Origin of the sequence: Saccharibacillus alkalitolerans, assembly GCF_011090185.1 — a bacterium.
GTDB lineage: Bacteria > Bacillota > Bacilli > Paenibacillales > Paenibacillaceae > Saccharibacillus > Saccharibacillus alkalitolerans.
Genome location: NZ_JAAFGS010000004.1, coordinates 410468 through 428883 on the forward strand (window position 1 = coordinate 410468; position 18416 = coordinate 428883).

At 60.1% G+C, this 18416-nt stretch carries 15 protein-coding genes and 1 pseudogene; 4 read left to right on the forward strand and 12 right to left on the reverse strand.

The window, feature by feature from the left end:
* Positions 1-101 precede the first annotated feature (101 nt).
* The gene (locus GYN08_RS13650) at positions 102-284 is read left to right on the forward strand and encodes a Fe3+ hydroxamate ABC transporter substrate-binding protein (protein WP_166275087.1); all 183 of its coding nucleotides are present in this window, start codon (positions 102-104) and stop codon (positions 282-284) included.
* Positions 285-390: 106 nt separating this feature from the next.
* On the opposite strand, the gene GYN08_RS13655 is transcribed toward GYN08_RS13650, so the two are convergent.
* Entirely contained in the window at positions 391-3051 is a 2661-nt protein-coding gene (locus GYN08_RS13655; protein WP_166275089.1) for a cation-translocating P-type ATPase, read from the reverse strand.
* Positions 3052-3350: 299 nt separating this feature from the next.
* Between GYN08_RS13655 and GYN08_RS13660 the strand changes: the two genes are divergently transcribed.
* Entirely contained in the window at positions 3351-5375 is a 2025-nt protein-coding gene (locus tag GYN08_RS13660) for an ABC transporter substrate-binding protein (RefSeq protein WP_166275091.1), read from the forward strand.
* Between the two features lie 414 nt (positions 5376-5789).
* On the opposite strand, the pseudogene GYN08_RS13665 reads toward GYN08_RS13660, so the two are convergent.
* A pseudogene (locus tag GYN08_RS13665) lies at positions 5790-6074 on the reverse strand (winged helix-turn-helix transcriptional regulator); the annotation flags it as partial.
* 309 nt (positions 6075-6383) lie between these two features.
* Positions 6384-7412, reverse strand: a complete 1029-nt coding sequence (locus GYN08_RS13670) for a potassium channel protein (protein ID WP_166275093.1) — start codon at positions 7410-7412, stop codon at positions 6384-6386.
* A 186-nt stretch (positions 7413-7598) separates the two neighbouring features.
* Here GYN08_RS13670 and GYN08_RS13675 point away from each other — a divergent pair, with 186 nt between their 5' ends.
* Positions 7599-8111: a DUF4178 domain-containing protein gene (locus tag GYN08_RS13675; protein WP_166275095.1), complete on the forward strand. Its 513-nt coding sequence runs from the start codon at positions 7599-7601 to the stop codon at positions 8109-8111.
* A 72-nt stretch (positions 8112-8183) separates the two neighbouring features.
* Here GYN08_RS13675 and GYN08_RS13680 read toward each other — a convergent pair whose 3' ends face one another.
* From GYN08_RS13680 to putP, 6 genes are all read right to left on the reverse strand, one after another.
* Positions 8184-8594, reverse strand: a complete 411-nt coding sequence (locus GYN08_RS13680) for a DUF350 domain-containing protein (protein ID WP_166275097.1) — start codon at positions 8592-8594, stop codon at positions 8184-8186.
* Positions 8594-9283 (reverse strand): hypothetical protein, encoded by a 690-nt coding sequence (locus tag GYN08_RS13685; RefSeq protein WP_166275099.1) that lies wholly within the window; start codon positions 9281-9283, stop codon positions 8594-8596. The genes GYN08_RS13680 and GYN08_RS13685 overlap by 1 nt, the downstream gene beginning before the upstream one ends.
* Entirely contained in the window at positions 9284-10474 is a 1191-nt protein-coding gene (locus GYN08_RS13690) for a glutathionylspermidine synthase family protein (RefSeq protein WP_166275101.1), read from the reverse strand. It lies immediately after the preceding gene.
* Entirely contained in the window at positions 10471-11082 is a 612-nt protein-coding gene (locus GYN08_RS13695) for a hypothetical protein (protein ID WP_166275617.1), read from the reverse strand. The genes GYN08_RS13690 and GYN08_RS13695 overlap by 4 nt, the downstream gene beginning before the upstream one ends.
* A gap of 153 nt (positions 11083-11235) precedes the next feature.
* Complete coding sequence (locus tag GYN08_RS13700; protein ID WP_166275103.1) at positions 11236-11448, reverse strand: hypothetical protein; 213 nt, start codon at positions 11446-11448, stop codon at positions 11236-11238.
* A 337-nt stretch (positions 11449-11785) separates the two neighbouring features.
* Positions 11786-13234 (reverse strand): sodium/proline symporter PutP, encoded by a 1449-nt coding sequence (gene putP / locus GYN08_RS13705; RefSeq protein ID WP_166275105.1) that lies wholly within the window; start codon positions 13232-13234, stop codon positions 11786-11788.
* A 256-nt stretch (positions 13235-13490) separates the two neighbouring features.
* On the opposite strand from putP, the gene GYN08_RS13710 reads away from it, so the two are divergent.
* Positions 13491-15002 (forward strand): peptide MFS transporter, encoded by a 1512-nt coding sequence (locus tag GYN08_RS13710; RefSeq protein ID WP_166275107.1) that lies wholly within the window; start codon positions 13491-13493, stop codon positions 15000-15002.
* A 90-nt stretch (positions 15003-15092) separates the two neighbouring features.
* On the opposite strand, the gene rhaM is transcribed toward GYN08_RS13710, so the two are convergent.
* From rhaM to GYN08_RS13725, 3 genes are all read right to left on the reverse strand, one after another.
* Positions 15093-15407 carry an L-rhamnose mutarotase gene (gene rhaM / locus GYN08_RS13715; RefSeq protein WP_166275108.1) on the reverse strand — a complete coding sequence of 105 codons (315 nt, stop codon included), beginning with the start codon at positions 15405-15407 and terminating at the stop codon, positions 15093-15095.
* Positions 15408-15575: 168 nt separating this feature from the next.
* Entirely contained in the window at positions 15576-16652 is a 1077-nt protein-coding gene (gene rlmN, locus GYN08_RS13720) for a 23S rRNA (adenine(2503)-C(2))-methyltransferase RlmN (RefSeq protein WP_166275110.1), read from the reverse strand.
* Positions 16653-16852: 200 nt separating this feature from the next.
* Positions 16853-18364 (reverse strand): HD domain-containing phosphohydrolase, encoded by a 1512-nt coding sequence (locus tag GYN08_RS13725; RefSeq protein ID WP_166275112.1) that lies wholly within the window; start codon positions 18362-18364, stop codon positions 16853-16855.
* Between the last annotated feature and the right edge of the window lie 52 nt (positions 18365-18416).

The following is an 18416-nucleotide window of genomic DNA, read 5'->3' on the forward strand; positions in this document are numbered from 1 at the left end:
CATTATACGCTCTGCGCAAGCTTCCGGATCAAGAATATTTCGAACGTCCCGTCCCTTTCCCCGTATAAGATAACAGGACGGAAACAGAGGAGGCGAAAGGCATGCCGGGCGGCGAGGCAAGATGTTCGATCTGCGGCAGAACTATCGAAGGCGACGAAACGGTATTGCTCAAGATGCGTTATCCGAAACGCAAAGGATTTACCGAGATCAAAGCGTACCTGAAAAACGAGGCCCGCTTCGTCTGCGAAAAATGCTTCGGCGAACGCTGGACGGAGCGGGACTAGCAGGCGAAGCGGCGGAGAAAACAGGCGCTCGAGCGGCACGGCGTCCGCTTCGCGGAACGCGAAAAGGAAGTCCGGGCAGCGCCCCGGGCTTCCTTTTTGCCGCGCTTTACGCCTTTTTCCGTTCCAGCCGTACCCGGATCATCTTGATGATCTCCATCAGCACGACGGCCGCCAGCGCCAATCCGGCCGCGATCAGCCACTGATTCGCGCCGAATTCGGCCGGAATCGAGAAGATGCCGCGGACGCCGGGAATCAGCGTGACCGCGTACAGAACGAAGCAGAACAGCACCGCGCCCAGGACGTACTTGTTGGCGAAAAATCCGGCGCCGAACGCCGTCTGCGTCTGCGAACGCGCCGCGAACGTCTGCAGCGTGCGCGCCAGAATCAGCGTGGTGAACGCCATGGCGACGCTGATCTCCGGCGATTCCTGCAGGCCGATATACTGCGACGCGATAACGGCCGCTCCGATCAGGATGCCTCGAACAATCACCGTCTGCAGCGTGCCGCCCGCGAAGATGCCTTCGTCGATATCGCGCGGTTGTCGGCGCATCACGTCCGGCTCCGCCTTCTCCATTCCCAGCGCGATCGCGGGCAGCGAATCGTTCAGCAGGTTGATGAACAGCAGCTGCAGCGCCGTGAACGGATTGATCCAATCGAACACAAGCGCGAACAGAATCGCGATAATCGCGCCCAGGTTGCCGGAGAACAGGTAAGCGATCGACTTTTTGATGTTGTCGAATACGGTACGACCGACTTCGACGGCGCTGACGATCGAGACGAAATTGTCGTCGGTCAGCACCATGGCCGCGGAGTTCTTCGCCACGTCCGTGCCGCTCCCCATCGCCACCCCGATATCGGCCTGCTTCAGCGCGGGCGCGTCGTTGACGCCGTCGCCGGTCATCGCGGTAATCCGGCCCTTCTTCTGCCAGGCGCGGACGATGCGGATCTTGTTCTCCGGCGAGACGCGCGCGTAGACGGCGATGCGCTCAAGGCGATTGTCCAGCTCTTCGTCCGACAGGCCGTCCAGCTCCCGGCCGGTCAGCGCCTCGTCGCCTTCTTCCATCAGCCCGATCTCGCGGCCGATCGCCTGAGCCGTCGTCTTATGGTCGCCGGTGATCATGACCGGACGAATCCCGGCGCTTCTCGCCTCTTCGATCGCGCCGTATACTTCGTCGCGCGGAGGATCGATCATCGCCGTCAGACCGACGAAGACCAGGTCGTTCTCGTCTTCTTCGCTGACGGAACCGCCGCCGGCAAGCTCTTTGTAGCCGAATGCCAGTACCCGCAGCGCCCGGTCCGAAAACTCCTCGTTTTTGGCCCGGATCTTCTCCAGCCACTCGTCCGTGAACGCCTCTTCGCGCTCGTCGATCCGGATGCCGGAACAGCGTCCCAACAGGACGTCGGGGCCGCCTTTGACGAGCAGCAGGCGCCGTCCGCCGATCGTGTGCACCGTCGACATCAGCTTGCGGTCGGAATCGAACGGAATCTCGTCCTCCCGCCCGTAAGCGCTGCGCACCTCTTCCTGATTCCGGTTCTTCTTCGCGCTGTAGGCGAGCAGCGCCGTCTCCGTCGGATCGCCGATCTCCTGTCCGTCCTCGTTGATGCGGGAATCGTTGCATAACACGGCGATGCGCATCAGCCACTGCTCCGACTCCGTCCATTCCGCGGGATCGTCCGGAATTTGTTCCGTTCGTCCTTCCGGCACGTAATCGTCCACGACCGTCATCTTGTTCTGCGTCAGCGTACCGGTCTTGTCCGTGCAGATGACGCGGGTCGAACCGAGCGTCTCCACCGCCGGCAGACGGCGAATAATGGCATGCCGCTTGGCCATCTTGTTCGTTCCGACGGCCAGCACGATCGTGACGATCGAAGACAGCGCCTCCGGAATCGCCGCGACCGCGACCGCTACGGCGAACATAAAGGCGCTTAAGATCGCCCCCGTCATGTCTCCCCCGTTATCTCCGGAACCGGCCGAGAACCATTCGCGCCCCGCTTCGACGCCGAAGATCACGATGCACAGAATCAGAATGAAGACGCCCAGCTTTTTGCTGAAACTTTCCAGCTTGCGCTGCAGCGGCGTCTGCTTCGCTTCCGCGCTCTCCAACAGCCCGGCGATCTTGCCGATCTCCGAGTTCGCGCCCGTGCCCGTGACGACCAGCGTGCCGCGTCCGTAGACGACCAGCGCTCCGCTGAACACCATGTTGCGGCGGTCGCCGATCCCGGCTTCCTCCCCGATCGTTTCGGTATGCTTCTCCGCCGCTTCCGATTCGCCCGTCAGCATGCCTTCGTCCGTCTTCAGCGAGCTGCTTTCCAGCAGCCGTCCGTCGGCCGGCACGTAATCTCCCGCTTCGAGCAGCACGATATCGCCCGGCACGACTTCCCTCGCCTCGACCGTCTGCACGCGCCCGTCCCGCTTGACCTTGGCCGCGGGAGCCGACATCTGCTTCAGCGCGTCGAGCGAGCTTTCCGCTTTTTTGGTCTGGACCACGCCGATGATCGAGTTCATGATCAGCACCGCGAAGATGATGACGGACTCGATGACTTCGCCCAGCGCCAGCTGCACGATTGCCGCCGCCAGCAGCACGATCACCATGGGATCTTTGAACGATTCGAGAATCAGCTTCCACACCGGGTCTTTTTCCCGTTCCTTCAGCTCGTTATAACCGTGCTCCTCCAGCCTTCTGCCCGCTTCTCCCGATTCCATTCCTTCCGGACGGGCATTCAGCGCCTTCAACGTTTCTTCCCCGCTTTTGCGATAAAACTCCACGGAATCCCTCCTCTTCCATTCGGCACGATCCGGCTTATGGATGGAATCGAAGCGGATGCTTCGGCCGGCCGTTCTCTCCTTTTTACCCATAAGACGCCGGCACAGTTCCGAATCCCGCTCGTTTTTCAGCAAATTTCATGGATTCGTAAGTTTGACGGAAAAGAAGATTCCGGCAGCAGCTTCCCGTACTCCCGGAATCCGGACGACTTTTGTATTCTTTTTCCATTCCGAATGTTAAAATAAGAAAATGAGCATTAAGGATCGGAAAAGCTTTTTCGCATTTTCGAAGGGGGAAAGGCATGAAACTGCATAAACAATTTCTGCTGCTGCACGAAAGGTACGGATCGGAAAGCGAAGCGCAGGTCACGCTGGCGGAGGTGGCGGAAACGCTCGACTGCACGCATCGCAGCGCGCTGACGGTCATCGGAAAGATGGCCGAAGCGGACTGGGTCCGTTGGGATTCGCGCCGGGGACGGGGGAAAAGGTCGGGACTTTCGTTTATCGTGACGCCGGAAGAAATCGCGGCGGAGTCGGTCGCGGAGGCGATCGGCCGAGGCGACATTCGGGGCATCGCCGGGGAACCGGAAGGCGGCGCGCCGCCGCCCGGGATGCGGGAACGGCTGAGGGAATCGCTGCGCGCTTATTTCGGCCATCACTCGGAGACGTCGACGGGCAGGCAGATCGACACGCTGCGGCTTCCGATCCGCCAGCAGCTTCATTCGCTGGACCCGCTGCGCACGAACCTGCTCGCCGAATCGTTCGTCGTCGGGCACGTCTTCGACGGGTTGGTCCGGCAGGAAGAGAGCTCCGGCGATATTTTGCACGCGCTGGCCCATCATTGGGAAGCGGAGGAGGAAGGGCGGCTGTGGACGTTCTATCTGCGCAAAGACGTGCTGTTTCATGACGGACGCGTTCTGACGTCCGAGGACGTCGCTTATACGTTCGAACGAATGCGGAGGCTGCCGGAACGGGTGCTGTACGGATTCATGGCGCGGAATATCGAGGAGGTAGCGACGGAGGGACCGCTGGCGGTCAAAATGCGGCTGAAGCGCGCCCACGCGCTGTTCCTGCCGTTCCTGTGCACGAGCCGGGCGGCGATCGTGCCGAAAAACGCGCTGCGCCGCGGCGATCGGGAATTCGGTCAGCGGCCGATCGGCACGGGACCGTTCCGCGTAGCGGAATTCGGACGCGACCTCTGCGTGCTGGAAGCGTTCGGCCCGTATTATATGGGCCGCGCCCATATGGACCGGGTGGAGATCGTCAATATCCCGTGGAACATGCAGGGCGGGGATTGGAGCGGCGGCGAAAGCGATTCGCCGTTTCACGTGTGGCCCGGGTTCGGACCGGTCGGCGTCCCGGCGGATGACGGAGAACGCGAAGCGGCGCGAGGGGAAAGCGGGATGCCCGCGGGGGAGGAGGCGCCCGGGAAAGGCGAGGCGCACGCCGCCAACAAAGCGGCGGCGCGGGAAGCCGCGCGCGGCGAGGTCTGGAGCCGCGCGCATGCGGAGGTATTCTCCCGCAAGTTCGTGACGTGCAACACGAAGAGCGGGCCGCTGCGCGACCCGGCGCTGCGCGCGGCCGTCATGGCCGCCCTGGCGGAGCGGAGCGCGGCGGCAGGCGCGGAGCCGGGAGGCCCTGGCGGCGCAGAAGCCGGGGAAGCGCCCGCGGGGGCGCGGGACGCAGGCGCGGAAGAGCCGCACGCCCGGCGTGCGGCGGACGGAGCGCGGGAACTGCCGGCGGCGGGACGGCAGGCCGCTGGCGCGGTCTCGGGCGGCGGGACGGAGCCGCCGGAGATGCCGAAAGCGCCGGAGACGCCGGCGCTGAGCCTGCTCACGATTCCGCAGTACCGTAAAGACGCCGCTCTCATCAAAGAGCGGCTGGAGCGGCACGGCTATCGGTGCCGGGTACGCATCGTCACGGTAGACGACTTCAAAGGCCGGACCCGGCTTGCGACCGACCTGATCCTGTTCTCGCTGATCCGCGACCGCGACGAGCAGCTGCGGCTGTTCGACCTGTACCTGACGATGTCGGAGCACGCGGACTCCAAGACGAGACTCTTTGTCCGGCGCGCGCTTCGCCGGGCCGCCGACGAGGCGACTCCTCGCGGCCGGGCGCGGGAATTGGACGGAATCGAGACTGCGCTGATCGCGGAGCATCAGCTGCATGTGCTGTACGAGACGCCTTTGCAGACGACGTATCTGCCCCGCATCCGCGGACTGCGCTTCGGTTCGCAGGGCTGGATCGATCTGCGGACGGTCTGGTTTCCGCCGGGCGAAGCTCTTCCGGCGGCAGCCGAAAAAACGGAAGAAAGCCGGCAGCGCTAAGCGGCTTTTTTCGTTTTCGGCGCAGCGGCATGACTGCACGGTACGGGAAACCAAAATGTTGCGAACATCCAACATTTACTGAGGACTTCGCCGATTCCGCGCTAAAATGTTGCGAGCATCCATCATTTTTCCGCTCAGCCTTCGAATCTGACTCAGAACGGAAAAAATGATGGATCTCTGCAGCAATTTTGTCTTCCGTGTCTCCCTGCCGGGCAAAATGATGGATTCCTGCAACAATTTCGCCTGCCGCCTGCTGCGATGTCCTCCTATCCCGGATTGTCGAGCGGCCGTCCTGCCATTCTGCGCGTCCACCCGCTTCTTTTCCCGGCGGAAGCCGGGCGCGGACTCGAAACGATCTCCCGCCGCCCCCGAATTGCCCGATTCCCGGACTCCTGGTTCAGCATATTCCCGCGCTTACTCCGCCGTTTCAGTCTCCCCGCGCACTTCGGCCGTTCCGCACGTTCCGGCGTTTTGGCTCCCGTACGTCTCGCCCCATATTTTCATGCTCCGGATGATCGGTTCCAACGTGCGGCCGAATTCGGTCAGCGAACATTCGACCTTCGGAGGCACCTGCTGGTACGCTTCGCGGTGCACGACGCCGTCTTTCTCCAATTCCCGCAGCTGCAGCGTCAGCATCCGTCGGGTGATCGTCGGGCAGATGCGGCGGAATTCGTTGAACCGCTTCGGCCCTTCGACGACGCCGAGCGGGCGCCTTTCCCCGTTCAACGCGGCAACATGCGCGAAGCGCACCGCAGGCTCGAAAGCGGCAGCATGATCGGCAAACTGGTCGTGGAAGGATTCGGAGAGTAAGCGAATTCCCGTTGTGCCGAAAAACGCAAAGCCCGGTCCGCCATGAACGGCGGACCGGGCTTTAATCGTTTGGAGCTGCTTGCGCAAAACGCGGCTTTCCGTTAACGATGCCGCGGTCCGATCCGCATCGGCCCGCCGCCCGCTTCAACCCCGAAACCGCGCGACCGCCTTCTGTTCAAGCTTTGATTCGCGCTGCATTTATTTTCTGGCCCGGCCCATGGAGATCTTCCGGTGCGTCTCCGCGTCGGCCACCACGTACAGCTTCGCTTCCGCCGGAAGCGGAGCGTCCAGCTTGCGGTTGATGGCGAGGTCGTCACGGTCGGCAATCAGCGTCGCTCCCTGCAGCAGCAGATCGTCGAACGCGTCGCGGTACGTTTTCCAGGAAGGATTCGCCGCCACCTCGTACAGGTCGCTGCCGTTGCCCCGGCTGAGCAGCTGGCTGATCACGTCGGAGCTGCCTTCCTGCAGCGCCGCGCGGACGGCAAGCCTCGAGATGGCATCGTGCGACAAAATAAACTCGTTGACGTGCGCATGCCGGAAATTCTGCACATGCTGCTCCTGGGTAATCTCCACGGTCGTATGCACGTCGGACGCCAATCGTTCGATGCTGGACACGATAAGCAGCGACTTGCCGTCGACGAGCGCCGACTCTTCGATCCGTTCGTCCGCGAACACGATCGCCGCCCGGCAGGTCGCGATGCTCGCTTTGGTGAGCACTTCGTCCGACGCGGGATCGCCGCTGACGAAGTGAACCTGTTCCATATGCTCGACCGGATGATGCGACGATTCGTCGATCAGCACGATATGCGTTCTGGGATCATAGCACAGAATTTCTTCGATGGCCGATTTGGCCTTTTTGCTCCAATTGACGATGACGACATGTCCCTGTCCCTGATAGCTCAACAATCCCGCTCCTCTCTTCCGCTGTACCTCCGCAATCGAATCGACGACTTTGCCGATGACCAGACTGAGCAGCCCGATTCCGAATATGTACAGGAAAATGGTGAATATTTTGCCTTCGGCCGACTCCATGAAGTAATCGCCGTAGCCCACGGTCGCCATCGTCGTCAGCACCCAGTAGAAGGCGTTGAACCAGTCCCCGAAGGTAGATGGTTCTATCGAATAAGCGACCGAAGCGCTGAACAGCACGAAAACTCCGATAATGATGCCGATCGTCGTTTTTCTTAAATGCATCAGCTTGGTCGACAGCCGGATAAAAAAGTGCACGCCCGCTCCTCCTTGCTTGGAAATGAACCGCGAATCGTCTATGATACGGCGAGAACGCTTTTTCCGAAACGCGGCTTTGAAAATTACGTACCACCTATAAGGTTGTCCATTCGAATTCCGCGCCGGCGCCTTTCCGAAGAAAAATCCGAAAGTCGCCGGGCTATCCCGAAGTTGGAGGTCAAATCCATGTCCATGTTCAAACGCATCCGCAACATTTTCGCCAAGCCCGAGGCTCCGATCCGCGAACGCGGCATTCTCGAGATCGGTCCCGGCGACATTTGCGAAGTCTCGCTCGTCACGTACGAAGTGGTCGGCCGGACCCGCAACAGCCGCCGCAACAGCGTCGTCCTGACGCTGCGCGACGGTTCTAATCTGTCTTATCTGGTTATTGAAGAGCGCGAAGAGAACAAGTACGCGCTGTACCATCCCATCGACGGGCGGCTCGACTCGATCGAGGAAGTCCCGACGACGATGGAACTCGACGGTATCGTCTACCATCTCGAAGAGCAGTACAACGGCCACGTCGCGACGACCGGCCGCACCCCGTTCATGCAGGGCGGCGACCAGTCCGTCTGGCAGTATCAGTCGGACAATATGAAGCTGCTGCGCATCGAATGGATGGACGGCCGCTTCATGCTCTACGAAGGCGAGGATATTCCTCCGGCCGACGTAAGAGTCATTCGAGGCGGAGGCGCGTAAGCCAAGCCCCTTTCGCCCAGTTGGATAAGGCCGCGCCCGCTGCTCACAGCGGACGCGGCCTTTTTTCTGCGTTTAGATAATCAGACTGCTGATGGAGATCGCTGTCCCGATGAATACCGCGCACAGCAGGAGCCCGACGGCCACATTGCCTTTTTGCAGCTGATCGGCGATTTTGAACTTCGGCGTAAGCAGCTCGAACACCCAGTACACGATGACGAGGCAGACTTGTCCGACTACGAACCACAGCGCCATATGCCAGATCGACGTATTGGTATAAGCCGAAATGCCGAGAATGATGCCCGTCGCGATAAACTTGCCGGCGAGCGCCAGTCCTACCGCCACATTGCCTTTTTTCAGCTCGTCCATGTCGTTGAACGGCGTCTTGATGAAGAAAATCAGCATGCCTACTACCTGCAGCACAATAATCGCTACCAGGCTGATCACCAGGTTGTACAAAATGATCCAATCAAACTCGAAGTCCATTATTTGGCCCACCCCCGAAATTTCGCATATGCCAGATCGTAATCGGCAAAGTCGTGCACTTCCTCCAGAACGACGGAAGCGGTTTTCGCATCTTTAAGCTTGCCGTAGCGACCTTCGTCGACCGGCTGCTTCATGCGGTTGCCCGAAGGCAGCTCAAGTACGGCGAAATTGCGCGTTTCTCCGTTGTACTCGGTCTTGTACACGCCGACCACGTCGATATCCGTCGTAACCGACACTTTCAAGTTCTCCAGATCGGCCATTGCCGCCGCCTCGTCCGGATACGACTTGAGCGTCGTCCAGCCGGACAAGCGGACATCGTTGCGTCCTTCTTCGTCCGTCGTCAGTTCGGCGTTCATGTACTGAAGCGTCCAGACCTTTTGTCCGGTCGCGTAATTGTTGTCGTTCGGCAGCAGTTCGTTATCCGGCAGGACGGTCATGTCGCTTCCGATCAGGTCGCCGACTTCGCCCTCCTGAATCCGGTAATCCCACGGTACGGTATTGGTGCCCGGACCGTCGTCTGCATTCGTGCTCAGCACGGAATTTTTCGAGCAGGCTCCCAGCGCCAACACAAGCAGCAGCAGAACCGGGAGCAGCAGCAGTCTTCCTGTGCCCAAGCTTCGCGGCGCACGCTGTCCGCTTCTCTCTGCCCGGCCGCTTGCCGACCCGGCAGCTTCGATATTTCGCCGCATTCATTTCACTCCCAACGCAATAAAATGGCTGGCATTGCCGGTGATCAATCCGCCGGCGCGGCCCAGCATGCCGCACGGAACGCCGTCGATGACGAACATGCCGGTGAGCAGATGCAGTTCGCCTTCGGCCGTCGTCACGCGCGGCAAGTCCGCCCTTTTCTGATACACGACGGGAAACAGACCGCTCGTGTCGTAACCTTCTTCGTCCTGAAGCTCCAGCTCGCCTTCGCGCCCGTACATGCGCACGGAGCCGCCTTCGCGGCCGAACATCGACTTGGATACGTAATCGCCGGAAAAAACGGGCTTGTTATATGTAGGCAGCATATACCGCCCGATCGCTTCGCGCTCTTCTTCGTCGTACAGCATGCCCAGTTCGTGCAGCCCCCAGACGACCGCCATCATGCCTTTGGACTGCAGCAGAATGGCATGCGGAGGGTTGAACAGCTTGAGCTGGCCGCTTTCGACCGCATAAGCCAGCGCTTCGCCGCCGTCGTCGACCGACATCCATTCTTTCGGGTACAGCGCGAACATCCGATGAATCGGAGCGCCGCTTCCGTCTTTGACCAGCCCGTCGTCGATCGTAAGCTCCAGACAGTCGACGAGCCGCATGTCCCGGCCGCTGTGCTTGACCAGCGCTTCGACGGTCCCCGAATCTTCCGCGTGCTCGCCGTAGGCGATGCAGGCCGCGGTATCCGGCTTCTCCGCCTCCCAGGCCGACCGCACCTGCTCCGGCATGGAACCGTTCATGCTGCGGATGCCTGCCTGCTCGCACATCCAAGGCGTGGCGATCGACGCTTCGACGTATCCGGTCGGCGTATCGGCGTTCAGCTCCAGCAGCTTGATGCCTTCATTCGTCACGGCGAAGTCGAACCTCGCGTAGCGGCTGATTACCGGTCCTTCCGCCACGGGCGCCTGATCGAGCATGTTCCATAGGACGGGCGGAATGCCGATCAGTTCGTACAGCTCGCGGCGGCGGTGAACGTACCGCACCGCTTTGTCGAACACCGACCACAGCCGGCGCGACGCTTCTTCAAGCTCGGCATGGACGGCTTCGTCCATCGCGGCGGCCTGGTCGATCCAATATCGTTCATCCTCGTAATCGGCCCAGGTAAAGCCCAGGCGACGCAGCTCTTCCACCCGTGCCGCCCGGTCCGGGGACGGACGGCCGACAATTTCGAATAGGCCGCTCATCCCCCGAAAAATCCTCCCGAACGCGAACCGGACGACTTCGAACCGGAGGAACTGAGCCCGCTCGATTTGCCGCCGATGCTGCCCGATCCGGCCGACGTCGATCGCCGGGTGATCTTGCCCGTCGAGTTCGACGTCTTCGGCCGGACGCTGGAGCCGGATACCGGCCGGTTCTGGAAGCTGCCGCTGTTGTAGCTTCGCGGCGTATAAGGACGGCTCGTGCCCGCGTAGTAACCGCCCCGGTTGTTATACCATCCGCGCGACGAATAAACGCCGGCGTTATTGAACAAGAAATGATACAGCATCAGGTCGCCCCAGCCGAAATGCGAACCGTAACCGCCGTAATAGTTGTTGACGACGGTCGTCCCGTCGCCGGAACCGCCCGTCTCGGAAGCCGGAGGCGCCGTCTGTTCTTCTTCCCGCAGATCTTCCGGCGTAATCGGAAGACTCCAATCGACCGTCGGATCGTAATACTGCTTCACTTCGTCCGACGACCATTCCACCAGCTTCGGCTCCGACGATCCGGACGCGTTCGAAGCGAGCGCGCCGCCCGGCACCAATGCCGTATTGGCGATCAGCGCGAGGCCGAGCGACGTCGACAGCACTTTGATCGGCCGGCTCGTAACCGGATCGGAATCCCGGCTAACGCGCGGCCGCGCATCGGCCGACGCCTGTCGGCCGCCGGACTTCGATTCTGCTTGTTGATTCTCTTTATGGTCCAACCTTCATTCCCTCCCTCTGAGCGAAAACTGCCTCCCTGCTCTTTAGCCGTGCATTGGCACAAGCAGAAGTTCCAGCTTGCCCGTATCGACATTCAGTCGGCCTTCGACCGCTTCGTATTCTTTGCCCTGTACCACGAGGTAATTGGCATGTTCGAGCGCGGCTACCATATTCATGCTCCACTGCCGCTCTTCGATCTGTCTTAATTCGCCGCCCACCATTTTTTCAAACAGCACGACTCCGATATCCTGTCCCATTGCATCCTCCCTCTTCTTGGATTGGATTCGCAGCTTTTTTCTGTGCACGCTGCTTTTTTTCTTCAGCTCACGGTTTCTGTATACGCACGTCCGCGGAATTCGTTGCGAAAAGTATCCGAGCCGCCTTTTCTTCCCGATATTCCCATCCAGCATACGATGTCTTTCCGATGAAGGCAATATACCGGCACTCGGATTCCGCGAAAACGCTCTCATATTTGGACACGGCAAAAAGACGCCCGCGCATTGAGGCGCGGACGCCGGGCTGGCGACGTTAGAGATCAAGGACCCGCGGCGCGCAGCCGATCGGCGTTCTCCGGCAAGCCGCATAGGCGCGCGCTTACGTCCGGGCTTTGCGGAGCTCCGGCTTTTTCCCGCCCGTCAGCAGGCTGACGGCGACGATCGCGATCAAATTGGCCGCGAAGCCGGGTACGATCTCGTACAGCGATTCCTTCAAGACCGGGATGTTGGCCCAGACGATGACGGTAATCGCCCCGGCGGCCATGCCGGCAAGCGCGCCCCAGCGGTTCATCCGCTTCCAATACAGGCTGAGCAAGATGACAGGGCCGAACGAAGCGCCGAAACCGGCCCAGGCGTAAGCCACCAGCGTCAGAATCGTATCGTTTTTCGTATAGGACAGCAGCAGGGCGACGATCGACACGACCAGCACCGCCGAGCGGCTGACCGCCGTCAGCTCCCGTTCCGAAGCGCCGCGGCGCAGCAGAATCCGGTAAAGATCCTCCGTCAGCGAACTGGACGTCACGAGCAGCTGCGAAGAGATCGTGCTCATGACGGCAGCCAGCAGCGCGGCGAGCAGAAAGCCCGTAATCAGAGGATGGAACATGATTCGCGACAGCTCGATAAACACCGTCTCCGGATCCGCCAGATTCCGGCCGCTTCGCGAAAAGTAAGCCGCGCCGATCAGACCCGTCAGCATGGCGCCGCAGACGGAGAAGATCATCCAGCACATGCCGATCCGCCGGGCTTTCTTGATTTCGTTGACCGAAGAAATCGCCATGAAGCGGACGATGATATGCGGTTGGCCGAAATAACCGAGCCCCCAGGCGAGCAGCGACACGATGCCGAGCGTGCTGGCGCCTTTGAGCGGATCGAGCAGCGTGGGATCGAAGGCGCGAATCTCGCTCAGCGTCCCGCCGACTCCTCCGGTATGGATCAGCGTGACGACCGGAACGAGAATCAGCGCGAGGAACATGATCAGCCCCTGCACGAAATCGGTCCAACTGACGGCCAGGAAACCGCCGAACAACGTGTAGGCGATCGTGACGCCCGCCACGATCCAAAGCCCCGTGCGGTAATCCAGTCCGAAGCTCGATTGGAACAGCACCCCGCCCGACACCATTCCGGATGAGATATAGAAAGTAAAGAATACGATGATAACCAGCGCGGAAACCAGGCGAACGATCCGCGTTCCGTCGCCGAAGCGGTTTTCCAGATAGGAAGGAATGGTCATCGCGTCGCCCGCTTCCTCCGTGTAGGTCCGCAGGCGGGGCGCCACGTAGAGCCAATTGGCGTACGCGCCGATCGTCAGCCCGACGGCGATCCAGCCGGCGCTGAGTCCCTGCGCGAACATCGCCCCGGGCAGTCCCATCAGCAGCCAGCCGCTCATGTCGGCCGCCCCCGCGCTGAGTGCGGTAACGGCAGGTCCGAGGCTGCGCCCTCCCAGCACGTAATCGGATAAGCCCGACGTGCGTTTGTACGCGAACCAGCCGATCAGCAGCATTCCGGCCAAATATACCGTCAGCGAAATCAAAATTTGCGTATTGATCATGTTGTTCCCCCGGTTTCTTTCATGTTGTCTCTTTGGACCTTCCGTTTTCGAAAGCCATTTTATGATCGTAATCGATTTACCGCGGCAGAGCAATATAATTGACGATTTCATGAGCAAATGTCAAATTCGAAAACGAATTCGGCGAATTTCTTGCATAAAGACGGTGCATTAGGCCAAAAAACCTTATATTATTAGTCGTGCTGCCCGTTTAGGGTTATGTAAGCAATAGGCAAGTCGAAAAGGTGGAGGGGTATCAATGAAAGGCAGTGCCGGAAAAAATGCGGAAGTCACCAAGCAAAACATCGTGGACAGCGTGCCGCAAACCGGATTTTTCGGTCATCCGAAAGGATTGCTGACGCTATTTTTCACGGAATTTTGGGAGCGCTTCTCGTATTACGGGATGCGGGCGCTTCTGCTGTACTACATTTACGATACGACGGTAAACGGCGGGCTCGGCTTTACCCAGTCGACCGCGGTCGCGATCATGTCGGTCTATGGGTCGCTTGTGTACATGTCGACCATTATCGGCGGCTGGTTGGCGGACCGCGTGCTCGGCAAGTCGAAGTCGTTATTCTACGGCGGCATCTTGATCATGCTGGGCCATATCGCGCTGGCTTTTCCTGGCGGGGCGCCGACGCTGTACACTTCGATGGGCCTCATCATTATCGGTACGGGGCTGCTGAAGCCGAACGTATCGAGCGTGGTAGGCGAAATGTATGCGGAAAACGATAATCGGCGCGACGCGGGCTTCAGCATCTTCTACATGGGCATCAATATGGGCGCCCTGATCGCTCCGCTGATCGTCGGCACCGTGGGGCAGAAGGTGGATTATCATCTCGGCTTCTCCCTGGCCGCGGTCGGCATGCTGGCCGGGCTGCTGGTCTTCCTGTTCACGCGCAAAAAGTACCTGGGACTCGCCGGCGCGACCGTGCCGAATCCGCTCACCCGCGAGGAACGCGGACGGGTGCTGACCCGGCTCGGCCTCGGCGCGCTGATCGTCGCGGCGATCGTCGCGGCCGCCGCCTGGACGGGCTGGTTGACGATCCGGTCGTTCACGGTCGCGATCAGCATCCTGGGCGTGCTGATTCCGGTCGCGTACTTCACCGTCATGTACCGAAGCGGCAAAACGACCGATATCGAGCGTTCCCGCCTGCTCGCCTACATTCCGCTGTTTATCGCGGCGGTCATGTTCTGGTCGATCCAGGAGCAGGGCGCGACGATCCTCGGCGTCTATGCCGACCAGCGGACGCAGCTGGACTTCGCCGGCATCCACATCGAGCCGTCCTGGTTCCAGTCGGCCAATCCGCTGTTCATCATCGTGCTGGCTCCCGTGTTCGCCTGGCTGTGGACGTCGCTCGGCGACCGCCAGCCGAGCGTCCCGGTCAAGTTCTCGCTCGGTCTGCTGTTCGCCGGCCTCTCGTTCCTGGTTATCCTGCTCCCGGGCCAATTCGGCGGCGGCGGGCTCGTCAATCCGCTGTGGCTCGTGCTCAGCTACTTCGTCGTTGTGCTCGGCGAGCTGTGCCTGTCGCCGGTCGGCCTCTCGACGACGACCAAGCTGGCGCCGGAAGCCTTCTCGGCTCAGGCGATGAGCCTCTGGTTTCTGGCACCGGCGGCGGCCCAGGCGATCAACGCCCTGATCAGCCAACTGTATTCGGAAGAGAACGAGACGCTGTATTTCGGCATTATCGGCGGCGCTTCGATCGCGCTGGGCGTCGTGCTGTTCCTGATCGCTCCGGTCATCCGAAAGGCGATGCGAGGCATTCATTAGACGTGAATATCGCACCGAACCGGCACCAAAAAGGCCTCTGCCCACTCGGCATGAGGCCTTTTCGGTATGGCGCGCCCGAAGCTTCCGACGTCAATCCAGACGGAACACTTCCGTCAGTTCGAAGGATACCGGGCTGTCGTCGGCATGGGTCTCCATAATGTCCTTCATGTAAGCCCACCATCTGCGGCAGACTTCCGTATCCGCGGAACGCGCCCAGAGCTCTTCGTCCGTAATCACCAGGTAAGCGAACAGATTGTCCGTCGCCGGATCAAGGAAAATCGAGTATTCGACCATCCCGTGTTCTCGCAGCATCTGCTCCATTTCGGGCCAGAGTTCGTCGTGCCGTCTGCGGTATTCGTCGTGATGCTCCTTGTACACCTTCATTACCGAAGCTTTGCGTATCATGATTTCCCCTCCTATGTAAGCGTTATCCATAATCGGATTCATTATATCTTTTCCGGCGCTTCAAAAATACGGGCGATCGATATTTTTCGGATGATTGCCGCAATATTCTTCCGGGCGGAAAGCATAAAGCACAAAAAAGCGAATCCTTTCGGATTCGCTCAGATTCGCTCAGGAAACGGCCGTCTGATCTTTCTTCATCTGCTTGCTGCGCAGCTGTCCGCAGGCCGCGTCGATGTCGGTGCCGTGCTCCATGCGTACGGTCGCGTTGATGCCGCGCTTCTTCAGCACGTCGTAAAAGCCGTTGATCGCCTCCGGCGTGCTGCGCTGATACTGGCTGTGCTCGTCGACCGGATTGTACGGAATCAGGTTGATGCTCGCCAGTTCCTTGAACTCGTCCAGCAGGTCGGCGAGCTGCGCGGCCGTCTCGAGGCCGTCGTTGACCTCGCTCAGCAAAATATACTCGAACATGATCCGGCGGCCCGTCGTTTCGAGGTAATAACGGACGGCGTCCATCAGCTTCTCCAGCGGGAACGCGCGGTTGATTTTCATGATCTGCGTACGCAGCTCGTTGTTCGGCGCATGCAGCGAAATCGCCAGATGCGTCTGCGTGCCGAGATCCGCGAAAGCGCGGATCTTGTCCGGGATGCCGCTCGTCGACACGGTGATTCGCTTGGCGGCGATCGCAAGTCCCTTGCGGTCCTTGACCACGTCGAGGAAGTTGATCAAATGCTCGAAGTTGTCGAACGGCTCGCCGATGCCCATCACGACGATATTGGTGACCTTCTCGCCCTTGCCGGCCGCGTCCAAATAATGCTGCACCGTCATGATCTGCTCGACGATCTCGCCGGCCGTCAGGTCGCGGCTTTTCTTGATCAGGCCGCTCGCGCAGAAGCTGCAGCCGATGTTGCAGCCGACCTGCGTCGTGACGCAGACGGACAAGCCGTACTTTTTGCGCATCAGCACGGTCTCGATCAAGCTTCCGTCATGCAATTGAAGCAAAAATTTGACCGTGCCGTCGGAAGCTTCCTGCTTGACGAACTCGGTCATCGTTTTCAACGAAAAACGCTCTTTCAGCAGCTCCAGGCAGGCCGCGTTGACCGCCGTCATCTGCGAAAAGTCGCTCACTCTTGCGCTATACAGCGCTTCCCAGATGTGCGCGGCGCGGGATTTCTTTTCCCCGTTTTGCGTCAGCCAGCCGGACAGCGCCTCCAATGTCAGTCCGTAAATGGACGGTTTGTTATTCATGCTGCGTTACCCTCTTTTCAACACCGGCAAAGACGCGCCCTGCGCCTTCTTCCGGTACGTAAAATTCGACTGTGCGGCGGGAAGCCGTACAGCCGAGCGTTCGTCCTTCATTGTCCCAAATTTTAGGCATGAACACAAGAGGCGCGGGCAACCCGCGTCTCTCGAACCGCGTTCCTGCGCCCGGTGACCGCCGGTGCCGATCAGAATACTTTCTCGTCGGCATAGCTGGCCCGAATTGCCAAAAATTCGTCCAGATGCTCCAGGAACAGATCGGTAAGTATCGGATCGAAATGGCCGCCTCTTTCTTTGCGGAACAGCTCGACGATATCGGCGAGCGGCCAAGCCTTCTTGTAAACGCGGTCGCTGGCCAGCGCGTCGAATACGTCGGCAATGGCCGTAATCCGGCCGTACAAATGAATATCCTCGCCTTTCAGACCCTGCGGATAACCGCCGCCTCCGTACTTCTCGTGATGCTGAAGCGCGATGATCGCGGCCGTCTTAAGAATAGGACGGTTCGAGTGCTTCAGCATCTCGTAGCCGGAGAGCGCGTGGCTCTGCATGGTCGCATACTCTTCCGCCGTCAGCTTTCCCGGCTTGTTGAGGATGGCGTCGCTGATGCCGACCTTGCCGATGTCGTGCATCGGGCTGGCCAGCGCGAGCAAGTTGGCCTCCTCTTCCGAAAGCCCGTATTTGAGCGCCAGCAGCTTGGTATATTCCGCCACCCGTTTGACGTGAAAGCCGGTTTCCTGGGAGCGGGTCTCCGCGATCTCGCCGAGCGTATAGATGATCTCCTTCTGCGTGCTTTCGATTTCGTGGCGCAGTTCCATATTTTCGAACACGGCATCCGTGTTGGCGCAGTAAGACTCGGCCAGGTAATATTCCCACTCGCTCGGCGTCCGGCCGCCGCCCACGAAAATCAGACGCTCGGTGCCCGCGCCGCTCGGCGAATAGAAGCTGAAGCCTTCCAGCGTCAGCGAAGCCGGATCGAGCGTCCGCAGCCGAGGAAGCACGTTTTCGACCTCGCGGGGCAGCGTCGACGCGTCGAGTTCCTTGTATCTGCCGACGGCGGCCAACTTGCGCCACTTCCGGTCGCTTCTCTGCAGAACCAATCCGTCGAAAGAAGCCCGGGCGTTCAGGATCGAGGCGAGATGGCGCAGCACGTCCTGCGCCAGTTCTTCCAGCGTGCCCGCGTTCAGCATGAGCGAGGAGGACAGCGCCACGTACTCCAAACTTTTTTTCTCGTCCTCGGTTTTTTTAAAGTCCCGATAGCCTCGCAGCGAGCCGACCAAAGCGGACTTCAGGCGCGCCGTTCCTCCGTCGAACTCGCCTTTGAGCCGGAAGTTGTTGATATCGTAATTTTGCATGATCTCTTCTTCGGCTTCCGCCCAACACCTGTCGGCTACGATTACGATCCGGACGGCCGCGTTCAGCAGCGTTTGACGAATGTGGGCGATCAACGCCAGCGGCTGACGGTCTCCCGAATCGTCCAGTTCCATCATTACGACCGCAATGTCCCGCTCTTCCTCCAGCACGAGGCGAGCCTCCAGGGCTCCGTCGGCATACAGCAGCCGAACGCCGCGGCCTTCGAAACGAAAATCGGCCAACAGACGGGAAAGCAGTACGGCTTCGTTCCGTTCGTTCGCAATCAATAAAATATTCCATTCGCCCTCGGTCGAGGGGCTGCTCTGCCCGTTCCCCGGGTATCCGTTCATTCCGATTCTCCTCCAGCCGTTGTCGATCGTGCTTCGTGAAATCCCGTTCTTA